This window comes from Paraburkholderia eburnea (genome assembly GCF_002917095.1).
GTDB lineage: Bacteria > Pseudomonadota > Gammaproteobacteria > Burkholderiales > Burkholderiaceae > Paraburkholderia > Paraburkholderia eburnea.
This window is the reverse complement of the sequence record NZ_PQGA01000023.1, coordinates 16,162-31,667: the sequence shown is the minus strand read 5'-3', so window position 1 is coordinate 31,667 and position 15,506 is coordinate 16,162. Positions and strand designations below refer to the sequence as shown.

Genomic DNA, 15,506 nt, shown 5'->3' with positions numbered 1-15,506 from the left:
CGTCTGTCAACCTGGCCGGCATCGGGATTCAAAACGCAAGGCCCGCCATGGAGAGCGGGCCACCGGAATCAACGCGCAAGCGCGTCATGGATCGGACGGCGCGGGGATCGACGTACATCGATCGATACGCACGCCGCCGCGCTCCATCACGCGATCTTGCCGTGGCACTGCTTGTACTTCTTGCCGCTGCCGCACGGGCACGGGTCGTTGCGGCCGACCTTCGGCACGCCGTCGGCGCCCAGCGCATCATGGCTCATGGCGGCGCCGACCATCGCGGCGGCGGCATCCGCCACCGGTGCGGCGGCTGCAACGGGTGCGGCTTCGGCGCCCGTTTCCGCGAATTCGGCGTGACGGAACTCGACGTTCTCCAGATGGCCGCCCTGCTCTTCCATCTGCTCGGCGGCTTCTTCGAGCTGTTGCGGCGACTGGATCTGCACGTTCATGACGATGCGCGTGACTTCCTGCTTCACGGCGTCGAGCATGGCGGCGAACAGTTCGAACGCCTCGCGCTTGTATTCCTGCTTCGGGTTCTTCTGCGCATAACCGCGCAGATGGATGCCCTGACGCAGGTGATCGAGCGCGGCAAGGTGTTCGCGCCAGCTGCGGTCGAGCGTCTGCAGCATGACCGAGCGCTCGAACGCGCTGAACGATTCGCGGCCCACGAGCGCCACCTTCTGCTCGTAGGCTTCGTCGGCGGCGGCGATCACGGCTTCGAGGATTTCGTCCGCGTCGATCGACGACGACTCGTTGATCATTTCCTGGATCGCGAGGTCGAGCTGCCATTCGTTGCGCAGGATTTCCTCGAGCTCGGGCACGTCCCACTGCTCTTCGATGCTGCCGTGCGGCACGTACTGGCGCACGATGTCCGTGATCACGCCATGACGCATCGCGCCGATGGTTTCGGTGATGTCATGCGCTTCGAGCAGTTCGTTGCGCTGCTGGTAGATCACCTTGCGCTGGTCGTTCGACACGTCGTCGTATTCGAGCAGTTGCTTGCGGATGTCGAAGTTGCGCGCTTCGACCTTGCGCTGCGCCGATTCGATCGAACGCGTGACGATGCCCGCCTCGATCGCCTCGCCTTCCGGCATCTTCAGGCGGTCCATGATGGCGCGCACGCGGTCGCCCGCGAAAATGCGCAGCAGCGGGTCTTCGAGCGACAGATAGAAGCGCGACGAACCCGGATCGCCCTGACGGCCCGCACGGCCGCGCAGCTGGTTGTCGATACGGCGCGACTCGTGACGCTCGGTGCCGATGATATGCAGACCGCCCGCGGCCTTCACCTGATCGTGCAGCGTCTGCCATTCGTCGTGCAGTTGCTGGATGCGGCGCGCCTTTTCGTCGGCGGGGATCGCATCGTCGGCTTCGATGAACGAGGCCTGCTTCTCGACGTTGCCGCCCAGCACGATGTCGGTGCCGCGGCCCGCCATGTTGGTGGCGATGGTGATGCGCTTCGGACGGCCGGCTTCGGCGACGATGGCCGCTTCGCGTCCGTGCTGCTTCGCGTTGAGCACGTCATGCGGCAGGCCCGCCTTCGTGAGCAGATGCGAGAGCACTTCCGAGTTTTCGATCGAGGTCGTACCGACCAGCACCGGCTGACCGCGCTCGTGGCAGTCGCGGATGTCGCGGATCACCGCGTCGTAACGCTCCTTCGCGGTCTTGTAGATCTGATCCTGCTTGTCGATCCGCTTGGGCACGCGGTTGGTCGGGATCACGACCGTTTCCAGGCCGTAGATCTCGTTGAATTCGTAGGCTTCGGTATCCGCCGTACCCGTCATGCCCGAGAGCTTGGCGTACATGCGGAAGTAGTTCTGGAACGTGATCGAGGCGAGCGTCTGGTTCTCGCTCTGGATCTTGACGTGTTCCTTCGCTTCCACGGCCTGGTGCAGGCCGTCCGACCAGCGGCGGCCGGCCATCAGGCGGCCCGTGAATTCGTCGACGATCACGACTTCGCCGTTCTGCACCACGTAATGCTGATCCTTGAAGAACAGCGTGTGCGCGCGCAGCGCGGCGTACACATGATGCATCAGCGTGATGTTCTGCGGCGCGTAGAGGCTCTCGCCCTGGCCGATCAGGCCCCACTCGGCGAGCATACGCTCGGCCTTTTCGTGGCCCGCTTCGGTCAGGAACACCTGACGCGCCTTTTCGTCGAGCGTGTAATCGCCCGGCTTTTCCACGCCCGTGCCGTCGGCCTTCTCTTCGCCGATCTGGCGTTCGAGCAGCGGCGGCAGCGCGTTCATGCGCACGTAGAGTTCGGTGTGGTCTTCGGCCTGGCCCGAGATGATGAGCGGCGTACGCGCTTCGTCGATCAGGATCGAGTCCACTTCGTCGACCACGGCGAAGTTCAGCGCACGCTGCACGCGCGCCTCGGTCTCGTAGACCATGTTGTCGCGCAGATAGTCGAAGCCGAACTCGTTGTTCGTGCCGTAGGTGATGTCGGCGTTATAGGCTTCCTGCTTCATGCCGTGGTCCATCTGCGACAGATTGATGCCGACGGAAAGACCCAGGAAGTTATAGAGACGCGCCATCCACTCGGCGTCGCGCTGAGCGAGGTAGTCGTTCACCGTGACCACGTGCACGCCGCGCCCCGACAGGGCGTTCAGGTACACGGGCAGCGTGGCGACGAGCGTCTTGCCCTCGCCCGTGCGCATTTCGGCGATCTTGCCGTAATGCAGCACCATGCCGCCGATCAGCTGGACGTCGAAGTGGCGCATCTTCAGCACGCGCCTGCTCGCCTCGCGGCAGACAGCGAAGGCTTCGGGCAGCAGCTCGTCGAGCGACGTGCCATTGGCCACGCGCTCGCGGAATTCAACGGTTTTGGCGCGCAGTTGCTCGTCGGTGTATTGCTCGATGGTCGGTTCGAGCGCGTTGATCGCCGCGACCGTCTTCTGATATTGCTTGATCAGGCGCTGATTGCGGCTGCCAAAGATTTTCTGTAAGAAACCGGTGGTCATCGGATCGGTGTCTGCGTCGCGGCTTCGGCCGGGATGGCTGCACGGCGCGTTGCAAACAGACTGGTTTGCATACGTTTTGCGCCACACACCCTGCCAGGAAGGACCTCGGCGGCTTAAGCCCAAATTGGTGGATTCGAATCGGGCATTTTAGCACGCACCCTGGGCACCGCCCGTGTCAAGGCCGTGATGGATGTTGCGCGCAACGCCCGCGCCGACGCGCCTCGCCAGCCGTTCTTGCCGGCCGATCGCGCTGCCCTTTTTCGGGCGGCATCGCGAAAGTCCGGCAACGGGGCGAGAACAGGACAAGGCGCGTCGAGGCAAAACGCGCAGGCTACAATGACATTCACGCCGCGCAGCCCGCGCGCGCACCTCTACTCGCCACATGAGCCGTTTCTCGCCGTTTTCAAGGCCGGGCGCCCCCGCCGCGCCACGCGCGCAGCGCAATACGCGCACGCCGGGCAAGGCGCCGCGCGCGCCCCAGCCGCTCGCCGAAGTCCTGAGCCGCACCGACGCGTTCGCGCCGCTGCGCGCGGGCGTCGAGCAGATCGCGGCGATCCAGCGCGACCTCAATGCGCTGCTGCCCGACTATCTGGCCGCGAGCGTGGAACCGGGTTTCATCAAGGACGGCACGCTGGCCCTGTTTGCCGCGCACAACGCGCTCGCCGCGCGGCTGCGGCATCTGGAGCCGCGCCTCGTGACCGAATTGCAGGCGCGCGGCTGGGCGTTGACCAGCGTGCGCATCCGCGTGCGCCCGCAGGCCGTGAAGGAGCCGCCGCAGCCGAAGCAGGCCCGCATGACGCCCGCCGGCGCCGCGGCACTGGCCACGCTCAGCGAAAGCCTGCCGCCGTCACCGCTGCAGGAAGCGCTGGCAAAAATGGCCGCGCGGCATTTGAAGCGACGCTAGAAAAGCTGCGCAAAATGAAAAAAGGGTGGCATAAGCCACCCTTTTTCGTTTGATCGCCAGCTTGATGCCGATCAGGCAAACGCCGTTTGCGCCTCGTAGGCGAAGCCGCGCGGCGCTTTTTGCGTGTCGTCGAACGTAACGATTTCGTACGCGTCTTCGTGCGCCAGCAGTTCGCGCAGCAACGCGTTGTTCAGGCCGTGGCCCGACTTGTACGCATCGTACGACGCCAGCAGCGGATGGCCGACCACGTAGAGGTCGCCGATCGCGTCGAGCATCTTGTGCTTCACGAACTCGTCGTCGTAACGCAGGCCGTCGTTGTTCAGGATGCGGTACTCGTCCAGCACGATCGCGTTGTCCATGCTGCCGCCGCGCGCGAGACCCAGTTCGCGCATCATTTCGACTTCATGCGCAAAGCCGAAGGTGCGGGCACGCGCGATTTCACGCACGTACGAGGTGTTCGCGAAGTCGACTTCGAGCGCCTGGCCCGTTTTGTCGACGGCCGGATGACGGAAATCGATGGTGAACTTGAGCTTGAAGCCGAAGAACGGATCGAGACGCGCGAATTTGTCGCCTTCGCGCACTTCCACCGTCTTTTTCACCTTGATGAACTTCTTGGGCGCGTTCTGCTCTTCGATGCCCGCCGACTGGATCAGGAACACGAACGACGATGCGCTGCCGTCCATGATCGGGATTTCTTCCGCGGTCACGTCGATATAGAGGTTGTCGATGCCAAGGCCCGCGCACGCGGACATCAAGTGCTCGATCGTCGAGACACGCGCGCCGTCCTTCTGCAGCACCGAGGCGAGGCGCGTATCGCCAATCGCCATCGCCGACGCGGGGATGTCCACCGGAGTCGGCAAATCCACGCGCGAAAACACGATGCCCGTGTCCGGCGCCGCCGGGCGTAGCGTCAGATCGACTTTGCGGCCCGAGTGCAGGCCGATGCCGACCGTCTTCACGATCGATTTGATGGTTCGCTGCTTCAACATAGTGTTCTGCTCATTGAAAATCCCAATCGGGACTTTTTAACTCATAGCGGGAATTATACTCCAAGTATGGCAAGTGCGTCGTCGTCCCGGGCGTGACAATCTGTTTCCCCTTGTTACTCCCCTGCGATGGACGACGGGCCGATGGCCGGAACGGAGGCGTTCCCGGCCATCGGCCCGCACGGCTGGTAGTAACAGCCCGTCACATTTACCCTGCCGGCTCGTTGCGTTGCGGCAACGCGAGCGCGGCTAAAGCGCTCATGTCGGGCTCAACGTGGCGAGCAGGCTCGCGGCATCGCTGACTTCGAATTTGCCGGGTGCCTCGACGTTCAGCGTCTTGACCACGCCGTCGTCGATCACCATGGCGTAGCGCTGGGACCGGATGCCCATGCCACGCGCCGACAGATCCTGCTCCAGACCGAGTGCACGAGTGAACGCCGCACTGCCGTCGGCCATCATGCGTACCTTGCCCGAGGTCCGCTGATCTCGCCCCCACGCGCCCATCACGAACGCGTCGTTGACGGACACGCACCAGATTTCGTCGATGCCCGCCGCGCGGAACGCTTCGTACTGCTCGACATAACCCGGGACGTGTTTCGCGGAGCACGTGGGCGTAAACGCGCCCGGCAATCCGAAGATCACCACGCGTTTGCCCGCCGTTTGCTCGCGCACGCTGAAGCTGTTCGGCCCCAGCGTGCAGCCCGCGCGCTCGTCTTCGATCAATTCGAAGAGCGTGGCGTCGGGCAGCGTCTCACCCTGTTTGATCATCACTCGTCCTTCACATCGATGTGCAAAGCGCTTGCGCTCGCCATTCCGTGCGATATCACGTCGAAAACCACGGCGCATATGCCGTGCCGCGTGTCAAAACGCGGCGGGCACGCGTCCCTGCCGGGCATCCTCGCGGATACCGGCCTTGCGGTGCTTGTTCGCAATCGTCGCAGTCATGCCGAACGCTCCGTCCGCGGACGGGCACAAATCTGCCGTGCCCGGCGCCGCAGCCAGAACTCGCTCGTCGCGCAGTCCGCTTCAGTCGGCCTGCTTGCGCAGGAACGCCGGGATGTCGTACGTATCGACGCCCTTTTCCTGCAGCGCCTGCACGTGCGAAGCCGCGGTGTCGCGCGACGTGCGCCAGACTGCCGGCGTGTCGAGCGCGCCGTAATCGGCCGCCTGTGCGTGTTGCGGTGCATAGGAATGCTGGGCAGCCGCAACCGGATGGTTGTCCGTACCCGTGCGCAGCAGCGTCATCGGCGCAGCCTGCTGGCGCGTTGCTGCCGCGCGGCCCAGACCCGTCGCCACGACCGTCACGCGCAGTGCGTCGCCCATCGCGTCGTCGTACACGGCACCGAAGATCACCGTGGCGTCTTCCGCCGCGTAGCTCTTGATGGTATTCATGACTTCACGCGTTTCCGACAGGCGCAGCGAACGGCTCGACGTGATGTTGACCAGCACGCCGCGCGCGCCCGACAGATCGACGCCTTCGAGCAGCGGGCTTGCGACCGCCTGTTCCGCGGCCAGGCGCGCGCGATCGACGCCGGCGACCGTCGCCGTGCCCATCATCGCCTTGCCCTGCTCGCCCATCACCGTCTTCACGTCTTCGAAGTCGACGTTCACCAGGCCGTCGACGTTGATGATTTCAGCGATGCCTGCGACTGCGTTGTTCAGAACGTCGTCGGCGCACTGGAAGCACTTGTCCATCTCGGCGTCATCGCCCATCACGTCGAACAGCTTGTCGTTCAGGACGACGATCAGCGAGTCGACGTGATCCTCCAGTTGCTGCGAGCCGGCTTCCGCCACGCGCATGCGCTTGCCGCCTTCGAATTCGAACGGCTTGCTCACGACACCAACCGTGAGAATGCCCATTTCCTTGGCGATCTGCGCGACCACGGGAGCCGCGCCCGTACCCGTGCCGCCGCCCATGCCGGCGGTGATGAATACCATGTGCGCGCCGCGCAGCGAATCGGCGATGCGCTCGCGGGCCTCTTCAGCCGCCGCACGGCCCATTTCGGGCTTCGCACCCGCGCCCAGACCCGTGTTGCCAAGCTGGATCACGGCCGGTGCGCGCGAACGCGAGAGCGCCTGGGCGTCCGTGTTCATGACGATGAAGTCGACACCCTGCACGCCGCGATTGATCATGTGCTGCACGGCATTGCCGCCAGCGCCACCTACGCCCACCACCTTGATGATGGTGCCGTTGGTTTCCGTTTCCAGCATCTGGAATTCCATGTTGCCTCCGTCAAGAAAAAGATTTCCGCTCCTCGGCCGTTATTCAGGGGAGAGTCGGGCAACCCACCCCTGCGCGCCAGCCGCCGTCACCGGCGCATAGTCGGTCCCTGCGTTTTCCCTTCGCGCAAGCTGCCGCGTCAGAAGTTGCCGAGAAACCAGTCCTTCATGCGTGTAAAGACCTGGCCCATCGACCCCGACTGCACTGCGACCTTGCGGCCGCGCATACGCTGCGCGCGGCCCTCCACGAGCAGACCCATCGCCGTCGAATAGCGCGGATTGCGCACGACGTCGGCGAGACCGCCCGCGTACTCCGGCACGCCAATGCGCACCGGCTTGAGGAAGATGTCTTCGCCGAGCTCCACCATGCCCGGCATCATCGCGGCGCCGCCCGTGAGCACGACGCCCGAACTGAGCAATTCCTCATAGCCCGACTCGCGCACGACCTGCTGCACGAGCGAGAACAACTCTTCCACGCGCGGCTCGATCACCGCGGCAAGCGCCTGGCGCGACAGCGTGCGCGGACCGCGCTCGCCAAGGCCGGGCACTTCGATCATTTCGTCCGGATCGGCGAGCGCCTGCTTCGCGATGCCGTAGCTCACCTTGATGTCTTCCGCGTCCGGCGTGGGCGTGCGCAGCGCCATCGCGATGTCGCTCGTCACCTGGTCGCCCGCGATCGGAATCACCGCCGTGTGACGGATCGCGCCTTCGCTGAAGATCGCGATGTCGGTCGTGCCGCCGCCCACATCCACCAGCACCACGCCGAGTTCCTTCTCGTCGTCGGTGAGCACCGCCAGCGACGACGCCAGCGGCTGCAAAATCAGATCGTTCACTTCGAGGCCGCAGCGGCGCACGCACTTCACGATGTTCTGCGCCGCGCTCACCGCGCCCGTGACGATGTGCACCTTCACTTCGAGGCGGATGCCGCTCATGCCGATCGGCTCGCGCACATCCTCCTGACCGTCGATGATGAATTCCTGCGTGAGGATATGCAGCACCTGCTGGTCGGTCGGGATGTTGATCGCCTTCGCGGTTTCGATCACGCGCGCGACGTCCGTCTGCGTGACTTCCTTCTCCTTGATGGCGACCATGCCGCTCGAGTTGAAGCTGCGAATATGGCTGCCCGCGATGCCGGTGAACACATTAGTGATCTTGCAGTCGGCCATGAGTTCCGCTTCTTCGAGCGCACGCTGGATAGACTGCACCGTGGCCTCGATGTTCACCACCACGCCCTTCTTGAGACCTTTCGATTCGGCCTGGCCGAGGCCGATCACCTCGTAGTGGCCATCGCCCTTCATTTCGGCGACGACGGCCACCACCTTCGACGTCCCGATGTCGAGGCTGACCAGCAGATCCTTATAGTCTTTACTCATATCGTGCTCGTTGCGTGTGATGTGCTGTTACTTCTTGCCCGGGCCGGGCGTATCGCTGATGAAGCGCATACCCGCCGCCCGAATCGCAAAACCGTTCGGATAGCGCAAATCCGCATATTCGATGTCTTTCCCCCAACGTTGCGTGAGCGCCGACCACGCGGCGGTGAGGCGATGCGAGCGTTCCGCGAGCGTATCCGCGTTGCGCTCGCGACCAAGTTCCACCTGCATGCCGTTCGAGAGCTTCACCGTCCACGCATAGCGCGGCGTGAGCGTCACCTCGTCCGGTTCAAGACCGAGCGGCGCGAACCACTTCACGAAGTCGCGATAGCGCGCGACGACTTCGGGCGCCGTGCCGTCCGGGCCGTCGAACGCGGGCAGGTCTTCGTCAAGCTCCCCCTGATTGGCCGTGAACAGTTCGCCATCGGTGCTCACCAGCTGATCGCTGCCCCACGTGCCAAGCGGCTTGTACTCTTCGAGCGACACCGCGAGCGCATTCGGCCAGACACGGCGCACGCTCGCGTGGCGCACCCACGGCATCTGCTCGAAGGCGGCGCGCGCCGTGTCGAGATCGACGGTGAAGAAGTTGCCCTTGAGACGGCCGACCACGCTCGCGCGCACCGTGGGCGCGTTGATGTGCTCGGTATCGCCCTCGATGCGGATCTCGCGCAGCGTGAAGTTCGGCCGCTGCACGAGCCAGTAGCAGCCGGCCACCATGAGCGCGAGCACGAGCAGCGCGTGCAACGCGTTGGCGGCGAGGTTGAGCTGGCGAACGTTATTCCACATGTCGGCTTGGTCGTTTCAATACAGGCTTCGGGTTCAGTCCTTGAGCGTCAACGCCAGCACGCGCACCACCAGGTCGCGATACTCGATGCCCACCGAGCGCGCGGCCTTCGGCGGCAGCGAGTGATCGGTCATGCCAGGCGCCGTGTTCACTTCGAGGAAATACGGGTTGCCCGCGCCGTCCATCATGAAATCGGCGCGGCCCCAGTCGGTGCAGCCGAGCACGTCGAACGCGCGGCGCGCGAGCTTCTTCAGTTCGGCTTCTTTCTCCGGCGCGACGCCGCACGGAATCAGGTACTGCGTCGTGTCGAGGATGTACTTCGCGTCGTAGTCGTAGAACTCGCCCGCCGGCACGATCTTGATGATCGGCAGATCGAGATCGCCCGCCACGCACGCCGTATATTCGCCGCCGCCTTCGATGCTCTTTTCCGCCAGCACGATCTTGTCGTGCTTCGCGGCCTCGATGAGCGCCGGCACGAGTTCGGCTTCGGTCTTTACCTTGATGACGGCCACGCTCGAACCTTCGCTCGCGGGCTTCACGAAAATCGGCAAGCCGAGCTTCGCGATGATGCCGGGCGCCGCCGCCGCGTAATCGTCGCCGCGCAGCACCGCGACGAACGGCGGCGTCGGGATGCCCAGTTGCTGCCACACCAGCTTGCTGCGGAACTTGTCGAGTCCAAGCGCCGAGCCGAGCACGCCCGTGCCCGTATAGCGAATGCCGTAGAAGTCGAGCGCGCCCTGGATCTGGCCGTTTTCGCCATAGCCGCCATGCAGCGCGTTGAATGCGCGCACGAAGCCTTCGTCCTTGAGCGCCGACAGCGGCCGCTCGGACGGATCGAACGCGTGCGCGTCGATGCCCGCGCTCTGCAGCGCCTGGAGAACGAGCGTGCCGGACTTGAGCGAGACTGCGCGTTCGGCGGACACGCCGCCCAGCAGGACCGCCACCTTGCCAAACTGCTTCGGATCGAATTTCGGATCGATGCTGCTCATGTCACTCACGCCTTCTGTTCCTGTTGCGCGATCCGGGCCGGCACACCGCCGATCGAACCCGCGCCCATCGTAATCACCACATCGCCGTCGCGGACCACTGCGGCCAGCGCGTCCGGCATCTCATCCACCGTTTCGATAAACACCGGCTCGACCTTGCCCGCCACGCGGATCGCGCGCGCGAGCGCCCGGCCGTCCGCCGCGACGATCGGCGCTTCGCCCGCCGAATACACATCGGTCAGCACGAGCGCATCGGTGGTCGAGAGCACGCGCACGAAATCCTCGAAGCAGTCGCGCGTGCGCGTGTAGCGGTGCGGCTGGAACGCCAGCACCAGGCGACGGTCCGGGAACGCGCCGCGCGCGGCCGCGATGGTCGCCGCCATTTCGACCGGATGGTGGCCATAGTCGTCGATCAACGTGTAAGTACCACCACCGTTGACCGGAATTTCGCCGTAACGCTGGAACCGTCGGCCCACGCCGTTGAATTCGGCGAGCGCGCGCTGGATGTCCTCGTCCTTCACTTCCAGCTCGGTCGCGATAGCGATCGCCGCCAGCGCGTTCTGCACGTTATGCGTGCCCGGCAGGTTCAGCACGATATCGAGCGACGGTGCATCTTCGCGCATCGCCGTGAAATACATTTTTCCGTCGCGTGCAACGGCGTTGACGGCGCGCACCTGCGCGTCGGGCGCGAAGCCGTAGCGGATGATCGGCTTCGACACGAACGGCAGGATTTCCTTCACGTTCGGGTCGTCCACGCACAGCACCGCGATGCCATAGAACGGCAGACGGTGCGTGAATTCGATGAACGCCTGCTTCAGGCGCGCGAAGTCGTGCCCGTAGGTGTCCATGTGATCGGCGTCGATGTTCGTGATGACTTCGATCACCGGGAAGAGATTGAGGAACGAGGCGTCCGACTCGTCGGCTTCCGCGACGATGAAGTCGCCCGTGCCCAGACGCGCGTTCGCGCCCGCGCTGATCAGACGCCCGCCGATCACGAAAGTCGGATCGAGCCCGCCCGCCGCCAGCACGCTCGCCACCAGCGACGTGGTGGTGGTCTTGCCGTGCGTGCCTGCGATGGCGATGCCTTGCTTCAGGCGCATGAGTTCCGCGAGCATCACGGCGCGCGGCACGATGGGAATGCGGCGATGGCGCGCGGCCAGCACTTCGGGGTTGTCGCTGCGCACGGCCGTGGAGACGACCACGGCGTTCGCGCCTTCGATGTTCTCTTCGGCATGGCCGATCGCGATGCGCGCGCCGAGCGCGGCGAGGCGGTCGGTGACCGCGTTCTTCGCGAGGTCCGAGCCGCTCACGTGATAACCGAGATTGACGAGCACTTCGGCGATGCCGCTCATGCCCGCGCCGCCGATGCCGACGAAATGGATGTGTTTGACGATGTGTTTCATTGCTTTCCTCCCGCTACTACGCCCGCCGCGGCCGCGCAGATGCGCGCGACCTGTTCGGCGGCGTCGGGTTTTGCGAGCGCGCGGGCGCGCTCTGCCATTTCTGCCAGCGATTGCCGGGTTTGCTGCTTGAGCCAGTCCGCGAGCGCGTCAGCCGACAGCTCGCGTTGCTGCACCACGCGCGCCGCTCCGGCTTGCGCGAGGAACGCCGCGTTGGTGGTCTGGTGGTCGTCCACCGCGTAGGGGAACGGCACGAACAGCGCCGCCACGCCCACGGCCGCGATTTCGGCCACCGTCATCGCGCCCGAGCGGCAGATCACGAGATCCGCGCTCTCATAAGCGCTCGCCATATCGTCGATGAAGGGCACGAGTTGCGCCGCTTCGCCCGGTTCGATACCGGCGTCCAGATAGTTCTGACGCAAGGCGTCGATATGCTTCGCGCCCGCCTGATGCACCACCCGCGGACGCTCGGCCGCAGCCAGCTTCGACAGCGCGCGCGGCACGACTTCGTTGAGCGCCGCGGCGCCCAGGCTTCCGCCCACGACCAGCACGCGCAAGGGGCCGCTGCGCTGCGCATAGCGGTCCTTCGGCTGCGCGACGTGTTCGAGTTCGGCGCGGATCGGGTTGCCGGTCCATTCGCCGTGCGGCAGTGCGCCTGGGAACGCCACGAGCACGCGCTTCGCGAGCTTCGCGAGCACCTTGTTCGCGAGACCCGCAATCGAATTCTGTTCGTGCAGCACGAGCGGGCGGCCCGACAGCGCGCTCATCACGCCCGCCGGGAATGTGATGTAACCGCCCATGCCGAGCACGACGTCGGGCTTCACGCGACGCAGCGCCGCGAGACTCTGCGTACATGCGCTCAGGAGGTTGACGGGCAACATCAGCTTGGTCTTGAGGCCTTTGCCGCGCACGCCGCCAAAACGCACGTATTCCATCGCGATGCCGTGCTTCGGCACCAATGTCGCTTCCATGCCTGCGGGATTGCCGAGCCACACCACGCGCCAGCCCCATTCCTGCATGCGATGCGCGACGGCGAGGCCCGGGAACACGTGTCCCCCGGTCCCGCCGGCCATCACCATGAGGGTGCGCGTCTGCGGTGCGGTCATACCTTGCCCCCACGCATCAGCACACGATTTTCGTAATCGACTCTCAACAGCAGCGCCACCGCAATACAGTTCAACAAAATGCCCGAGCCGCCGTAGCTCACGAGCGGCAGCGTCAGGCCCTTGGTCGGCAACAGGCCGAGGTTCACGCCCATGTTGATGAAGGCCTGCGCGCCGAACCACACGCCAAGCCCCTTGGCGACCAGACCCGCGAAGGTGCGGTCGAGCGCGAGCGCCTGACGGCCGATCTCGAACGAGCGGCGCACGATCCAGTAGAACAGCAGGATCACGATCATCACGCCCACGAAACCGAGTTCCTCGCCGATCACGGCCAGGATGAAGTCGGTGTGCGCTTCGGGCAGGTAGTTGAGCTTTTCGACGCTGCCGCCCAGGCCCACGCCAAACCATTCGCCGCGACCGAACGCGATCAGCGAGTGGGTGAGCTGGTACGCCTTGCCCTGCGCGTAGCGGTCGTCCCACGGATCGAGGTACGCGAAGATCCGTTCGCGACGCCACGGCGAGAGCCACACGAGCATCGTGAAAGTGCCCACCGCCGTCAGCACCAGGCCGCCGAACAGCTTGCCGTTCACGCCGCCGAGGAACAGCACGCCCATCGCGATCGCGGCGATCACCATGAACGCGCCCATGTCGGGTTCGAGCAGCAGCAGCGCGCCCACCACGCCCACCGCGAACGCCATCGGCAGGAAGCCCTTGGCGAAGCTGTGCATGAATTCCTGCTTGCGCACGGTGTAGTTCGCCGCGTAGATCGTCACGGCGAGCTTCATGATTTCCGACGGCTGCATATTGGTGATGCCGAGCGGAATCCAGCGCCGCGCGCCGTTCACGCCCTTGCCGATGTGCGGAATCAGCACGACCACGAGCATCGCCAGCGCGATCAGAAAGAGCTTGGGCGCGTAGCGCTCCCACACGGACACGGGGATGCGGAACGCCACCACCGCCGCGACCGCGGCGACCACGAGCGAAACGAGATGGCGCGCGAGGAAAGCCCAGTCGCGGTACGAGGCGTACTTGGGCGAATCGGGCATCGCAATCGACGCCGAATAGACCATCACCACGCCCAGACCGAGCAGCGCGATCACCGCCCACAGCAGCGAGTAGTCATAGTCGAGCATACGCGAGCGTGCCGGACGCACGCCGTTGACCGCGCTCGAAATGCCGCCCGTGCGTGCGCCGGTCGAACCCAGCGAACCGCCGTGATCGGCGGCCCCGCCGCTCGCCTCGCGCGACAAACGCGCGCCGAATCGCTCGGACCAGCTCATATCGTCGTCCCCCGTTCTGCGGCGATGGCTTCCACCGTGTCGCGGAACACAGCGGCGCGATGGGCGTAGCCCTTGAACATGTCGAAGCTCGCGCACGCGGGCGAGAGCAGCACGACGTCGCCGGGCTCGGCGAGCGTCGCGGCCGCGCGCGTGGCTTCTTCGAGCGTGGCGTGATCGGTGAGCGCGATGCCGGTGCTTTCCAGCGCGGCGCGAATCTGCGGCGCATCGCGGCCGATCAGCATGACCGCGCGGCACCAGCGCGCCACCGGCGCGGCCAGCGGATCGAAGTCCTGGCCCTTGCCGTCGCCGCCCGCGATCAGCACCGCGCGCTGCGCGAGACCGTCGAGCGCCGCCACCGTCGCGCCGACGTTGGTGCCCTTGCTGTCGTCCACGTAGTCGATGCCGTCGATCGACGCGATCAGTTCGACGCGATGCGGCTCGCCGCGATACTCGCGCAGCCCGTGCAGCAGCGGCGCGGGCGACAGGTCGATCGCGCGCGCGAGCGCGAAAGCCGCGAGCGCGTTGGCCGCGTTGTGCAGGCCGCGGATGCGCAGTGCGTCGACGGGCATCAGGCGCTTCATGGCGAGATTCACCGGCGCGGCGTCGAGCTGCTTGCGCCGGCGCGCCGAAACCGGTTCGTCGATGACATCGCGGTCGTGCGCCTGCACGAGCCACTGCATGCCGTTATCGCGCGAGAGGCCGTAGTCGCCGTCGCGCTGCGGCTCGTTGACGCCGAAGGTCACGACGCGCGCCTCGCCGCTGTCCTTCACGCGCGCAAGCGACATCACGCGCGCGTCGTCGCGGTTGAGCACGCGCACGGTCTGCGCGCCGAAGATGCGGCCCTTCGCGGCGGCGTAAGCATCCAGGCCGCCGTGCCAGTCGAGGTGATCCTGCGTGATGTTGAGGACGGTGGCCGCGTCGGGTTCGAACGTGTGCGCCGTCTCAAGCTGGAAGCTCGACAGTTCGAGCACCCAGACGTCGGGCAGCGCGGTGTTGTCGATGGCCTCGGCGAGCTTGTCGAGCATGGCCGGGCTGATGTTGCCCGCCACTGCCACGGTCTTGCCCGCGCGCTCGCAGAGCATGCCGGTGAGGCTCGTGGTGGTGGTCTTGCCGTTCGTGCCGGTGATCGCGAGCACCTTCGGCGCGTAGCCGCTTTCGCCCAGGTGACGCAGCGCCTGCGCGAAGAGTTCCAGTTCGCCCCAGACTTCGATGCCTTGTTCGCGCGCGGCGGCGATCAGCGGCACGAGGTCGGCGGCCAGGGGCGAAAGACCCGGGCTGAGCGCGACGATTTCGACGCCTTCGAGCAGCGCCGTCGAAAACGCACCGCCGACGAAAAGCGTGGGATCGATGCCGTGCACGGCGAGTTCGGCCAGACCGGGCGGCGTCTCGCGCGTGTCGGCGATGCGCAGGCGGCAACCCTGCCGCGCGCACCAACGCGCCATCGCGAGACCCGATTCGCCGAGTCCCAGCACGAGCACCATCGGCTTTTGCCGATCCCGAAACTTCTCGCCAAACATCGCTT

Annotated in this window: 12 protein-coding genes; 1 reads left to right on the top strand and 11 read right to left on the bottom strand. The window is 65.6% G+C overall.

Annotated features, from left to right (window positions below; genetic code table 11):
- Positions 1 to 146: 146 nt before the first annotated feature.
- Positions 147 to 2,951 (bottom strand): preprotein translocase subunit SecA, encoded by a 2,805-nt coding sequence (secA, locus tag B0G62_RS26920; protein ID WP_103707227.1) that lies wholly within the window; start codon positions 2,949 to 2,951, stop codon positions 147 to 149.
- 382 nt (positions 2,952 to 3,333) lie between these two features.
- Here secA and B0G62_RS26915 point away from each other — a divergent pair, with 382 nt between their 5' ends.
- Positions 3,334 to 3,855 (top strand): DciA family protein, encoded by a 522-nt coding sequence (locus B0G62_RS26915; protein ID WP_103707226.1) that lies wholly within the window; start codon positions 3,334 to 3,336, stop codon positions 3,853 to 3,855.
- A 71-nt stretch (positions 3,856 to 3,926) separates the two neighbouring features.
- Here B0G62_RS26915 and lpxC read toward each other — a convergent pair whose 3' ends face one another.
- The 10 genes from lpxC to murD form a co-directional block, all read right to left on the bottom strand.
- Complete coding sequence (gene lpxC / locus B0G62_RS26910; protein WP_103707225.1) at positions 3,927 to 4,844, bottom strand: UDP-3-O-acyl-N-acetylglucosamine deacetylase; 918 nt, start codon at positions 4,842 to 4,844, stop codon at positions 3,927 to 3,929.
- 255 nt (positions 4,845 to 5,099) lie between these two features.
- Entirely contained in the window at positions 5,100 to 5,609 is a 510-nt protein-coding gene (locus B0G62_RS26905) for a peroxiredoxin (protein WP_103707224.1), read from the bottom strand.
- Between the two features lie 258 nt (positions 5,610 to 5,867).
- A complete protein-coding gene (gene ftsZ / locus B0G62_RS26900; RefSeq protein ID WP_103707223.1) occupies positions 5,868 to 7,064 on the bottom strand; it encodes a cell division protein FtsZ in 1,197 nt (398 codons plus the stop codon).
- A 137-nt stretch (positions 7,065 to 7,201) separates the two neighbouring features.
- Positions 7,202 to 8,434 (bottom strand): cell division protein FtsA, encoded by a 1,233-nt coding sequence (ftsA, locus tag B0G62_RS26890; protein ID WP_103707221.1) that lies wholly within the window; start codon positions 8,432 to 8,434, stop codon positions 7,202 to 7,204.
- Between the two features lie 27 nt (positions 8,435 to 8,461).
- Positions 8,462 to 9,217 carry a cell division protein FtsQ/DivIB gene (locus B0G62_RS26885; protein ID WP_103707220.1) on the bottom strand — a complete coding sequence of 252 codons (756 nt, stop codon included), beginning with the start codon at positions 9,215 to 9,217 and terminating at the stop codon, positions 8,462 to 8,464.
- 33 nt (positions 9,218 to 9,250) lie between these two features.
- Positions 9,251 to 10,204 carry a D-alanine--D-alanine ligase gene (locus tag B0G62_RS26880; protein WP_103707219.1) on the bottom strand — a complete coding sequence of 318 codons (954 nt, stop codon included), beginning with the start codon at positions 10,202 to 10,204 and terminating at the stop codon, positions 9,251 to 9,253.
- Between the two features lie 5 nt (positions 10,205 to 10,209).
- Positions 10,210 to 11,604, bottom strand: a complete 1,395-nt coding sequence (murC, locus tag B0G62_RS26875; protein ID WP_103707218.1) for a UDP-N-acetylmuramate--L-alanine ligase — start codon at positions 11,602 to 11,604, stop codon at positions 10,210 to 10,212.
- Positions 11,601 to 12,707 carry an undecaprenyldiphospho-muramoylpentapeptide beta-N-acetylglucosaminyltransferase gene (gene murG, locus B0G62_RS26870; protein WP_103707217.1) on the bottom strand — a complete coding sequence of 369 codons (1,107 nt, stop codon included), beginning with the start codon at positions 12,705 to 12,707 and terminating at the stop codon, positions 11,601 to 11,603. The genes murC and murG overlap by 4 nt, the downstream gene beginning before the upstream one ends.
- Positions 12,704 to 13,984, bottom strand: a complete 1,281-nt coding sequence (gene ftsW, locus B0G62_RS26865) for a putative lipid II flippase FtsW (protein ID WP_103707216.1) — start codon at positions 13,982 to 13,984, stop codon at positions 12,704 to 12,706. Before ftsW ends, murG begins: the two co-directional genes overlap by 4 nt.
- Entirely contained in the window at positions 13,981 to 15,501 is a 1,521-nt protein-coding gene (murD, locus tag B0G62_RS26860; RefSeq protein WP_103707215.1) for a UDP-N-acetylmuramoyl-L-alanine--D-glutamate ligase, read from the bottom strand. The genes ftsW and murD overlap by 4 nt, the downstream gene beginning before the upstream one ends.
- Positions 15,502 to 15,506: the final 5 nt, after the last annotated feature.

Bases quoted from the DNA above. Each gene is read 5' to 3' on its own strand.
- B0G62_RS26905 (WP_103707224.1), bottom strand. From the start codon at position 5,609: ATGATCAAACAGGGTGAGACGCTGCCCGACGCCACGCTCTTCGAATTG.
- B0G62_RS26880 (WP_103707219.1), bottom strand. From the start codon at position 10,204: ATGAGCAGCATCGATCCGAAATTCGATCCGAAGCAGTTTGGCAAGGTG.
- murG (WP_103707217.1), bottom strand. From the start codon at position 12,707: ATGACCGCACCGCAGACGCGCACCCTCATGGTGATGGCCGGCGGGACC.
- murD (WP_103707215.1), bottom strand. From the start codon at position 15,501: ATGTTTGGCGAGAAGTTTCGGGATCGGCAAAAGCCGATGGTGCTCGTG.
- secA (WP_103707227.1), bottom strand. From the start codon at position 2,951: ATGACCACCGGTTTCTTACAGAAAATCTTTGGCAGCCGCAATCAGCGC.
- lpxC (WP_103707225.1), bottom strand. From the start codon at position 4,844: ATGTTGAAGCAGCGAACCATCAAATCGATCGTGAAGACGGTCGGCATC.
- ftsA (WP_103707221.1), bottom strand. From the start codon at position 8,434: ATGAGTAAAGACTATAAGGATCTGCTGGTCAGCCTCGACATCGGGACG.
- ftsZ (WP_103707223.1), bottom strand. From the start codon at position 7,064: ATGGAATTCCAGATGCTGGAAACGGAAACCAACGGCACCATCATCAAG.
- B0G62_RS26915 (WP_103707226.1), top strand. From the start codon at position 3,334: ATGAGCCGTTTCTCGCCGTTTTCAAGGCCGGGCGCCCCCGCCGCGCCA.
- ftsW (WP_103707216.1), bottom strand. From the start codon at position 13,984: ATGAGCTGGTCCGAGCGATTCGGCGCGCGTTTGTCGCGCGAGGCGAGC.
- B0G62_RS26885 (WP_103707220.1), bottom strand. From the start codon at position 9,217: ATGTGGAATAACGTTCGCCAGCTCAACCTCGCCGCCAACGCGTTGCAC.
- murC (WP_103707218.1), bottom strand. From the start codon at position 11,604: ATGAAACACATCGTCAAACACATCCATTTCGTCGGCATCGGCGGCGCG.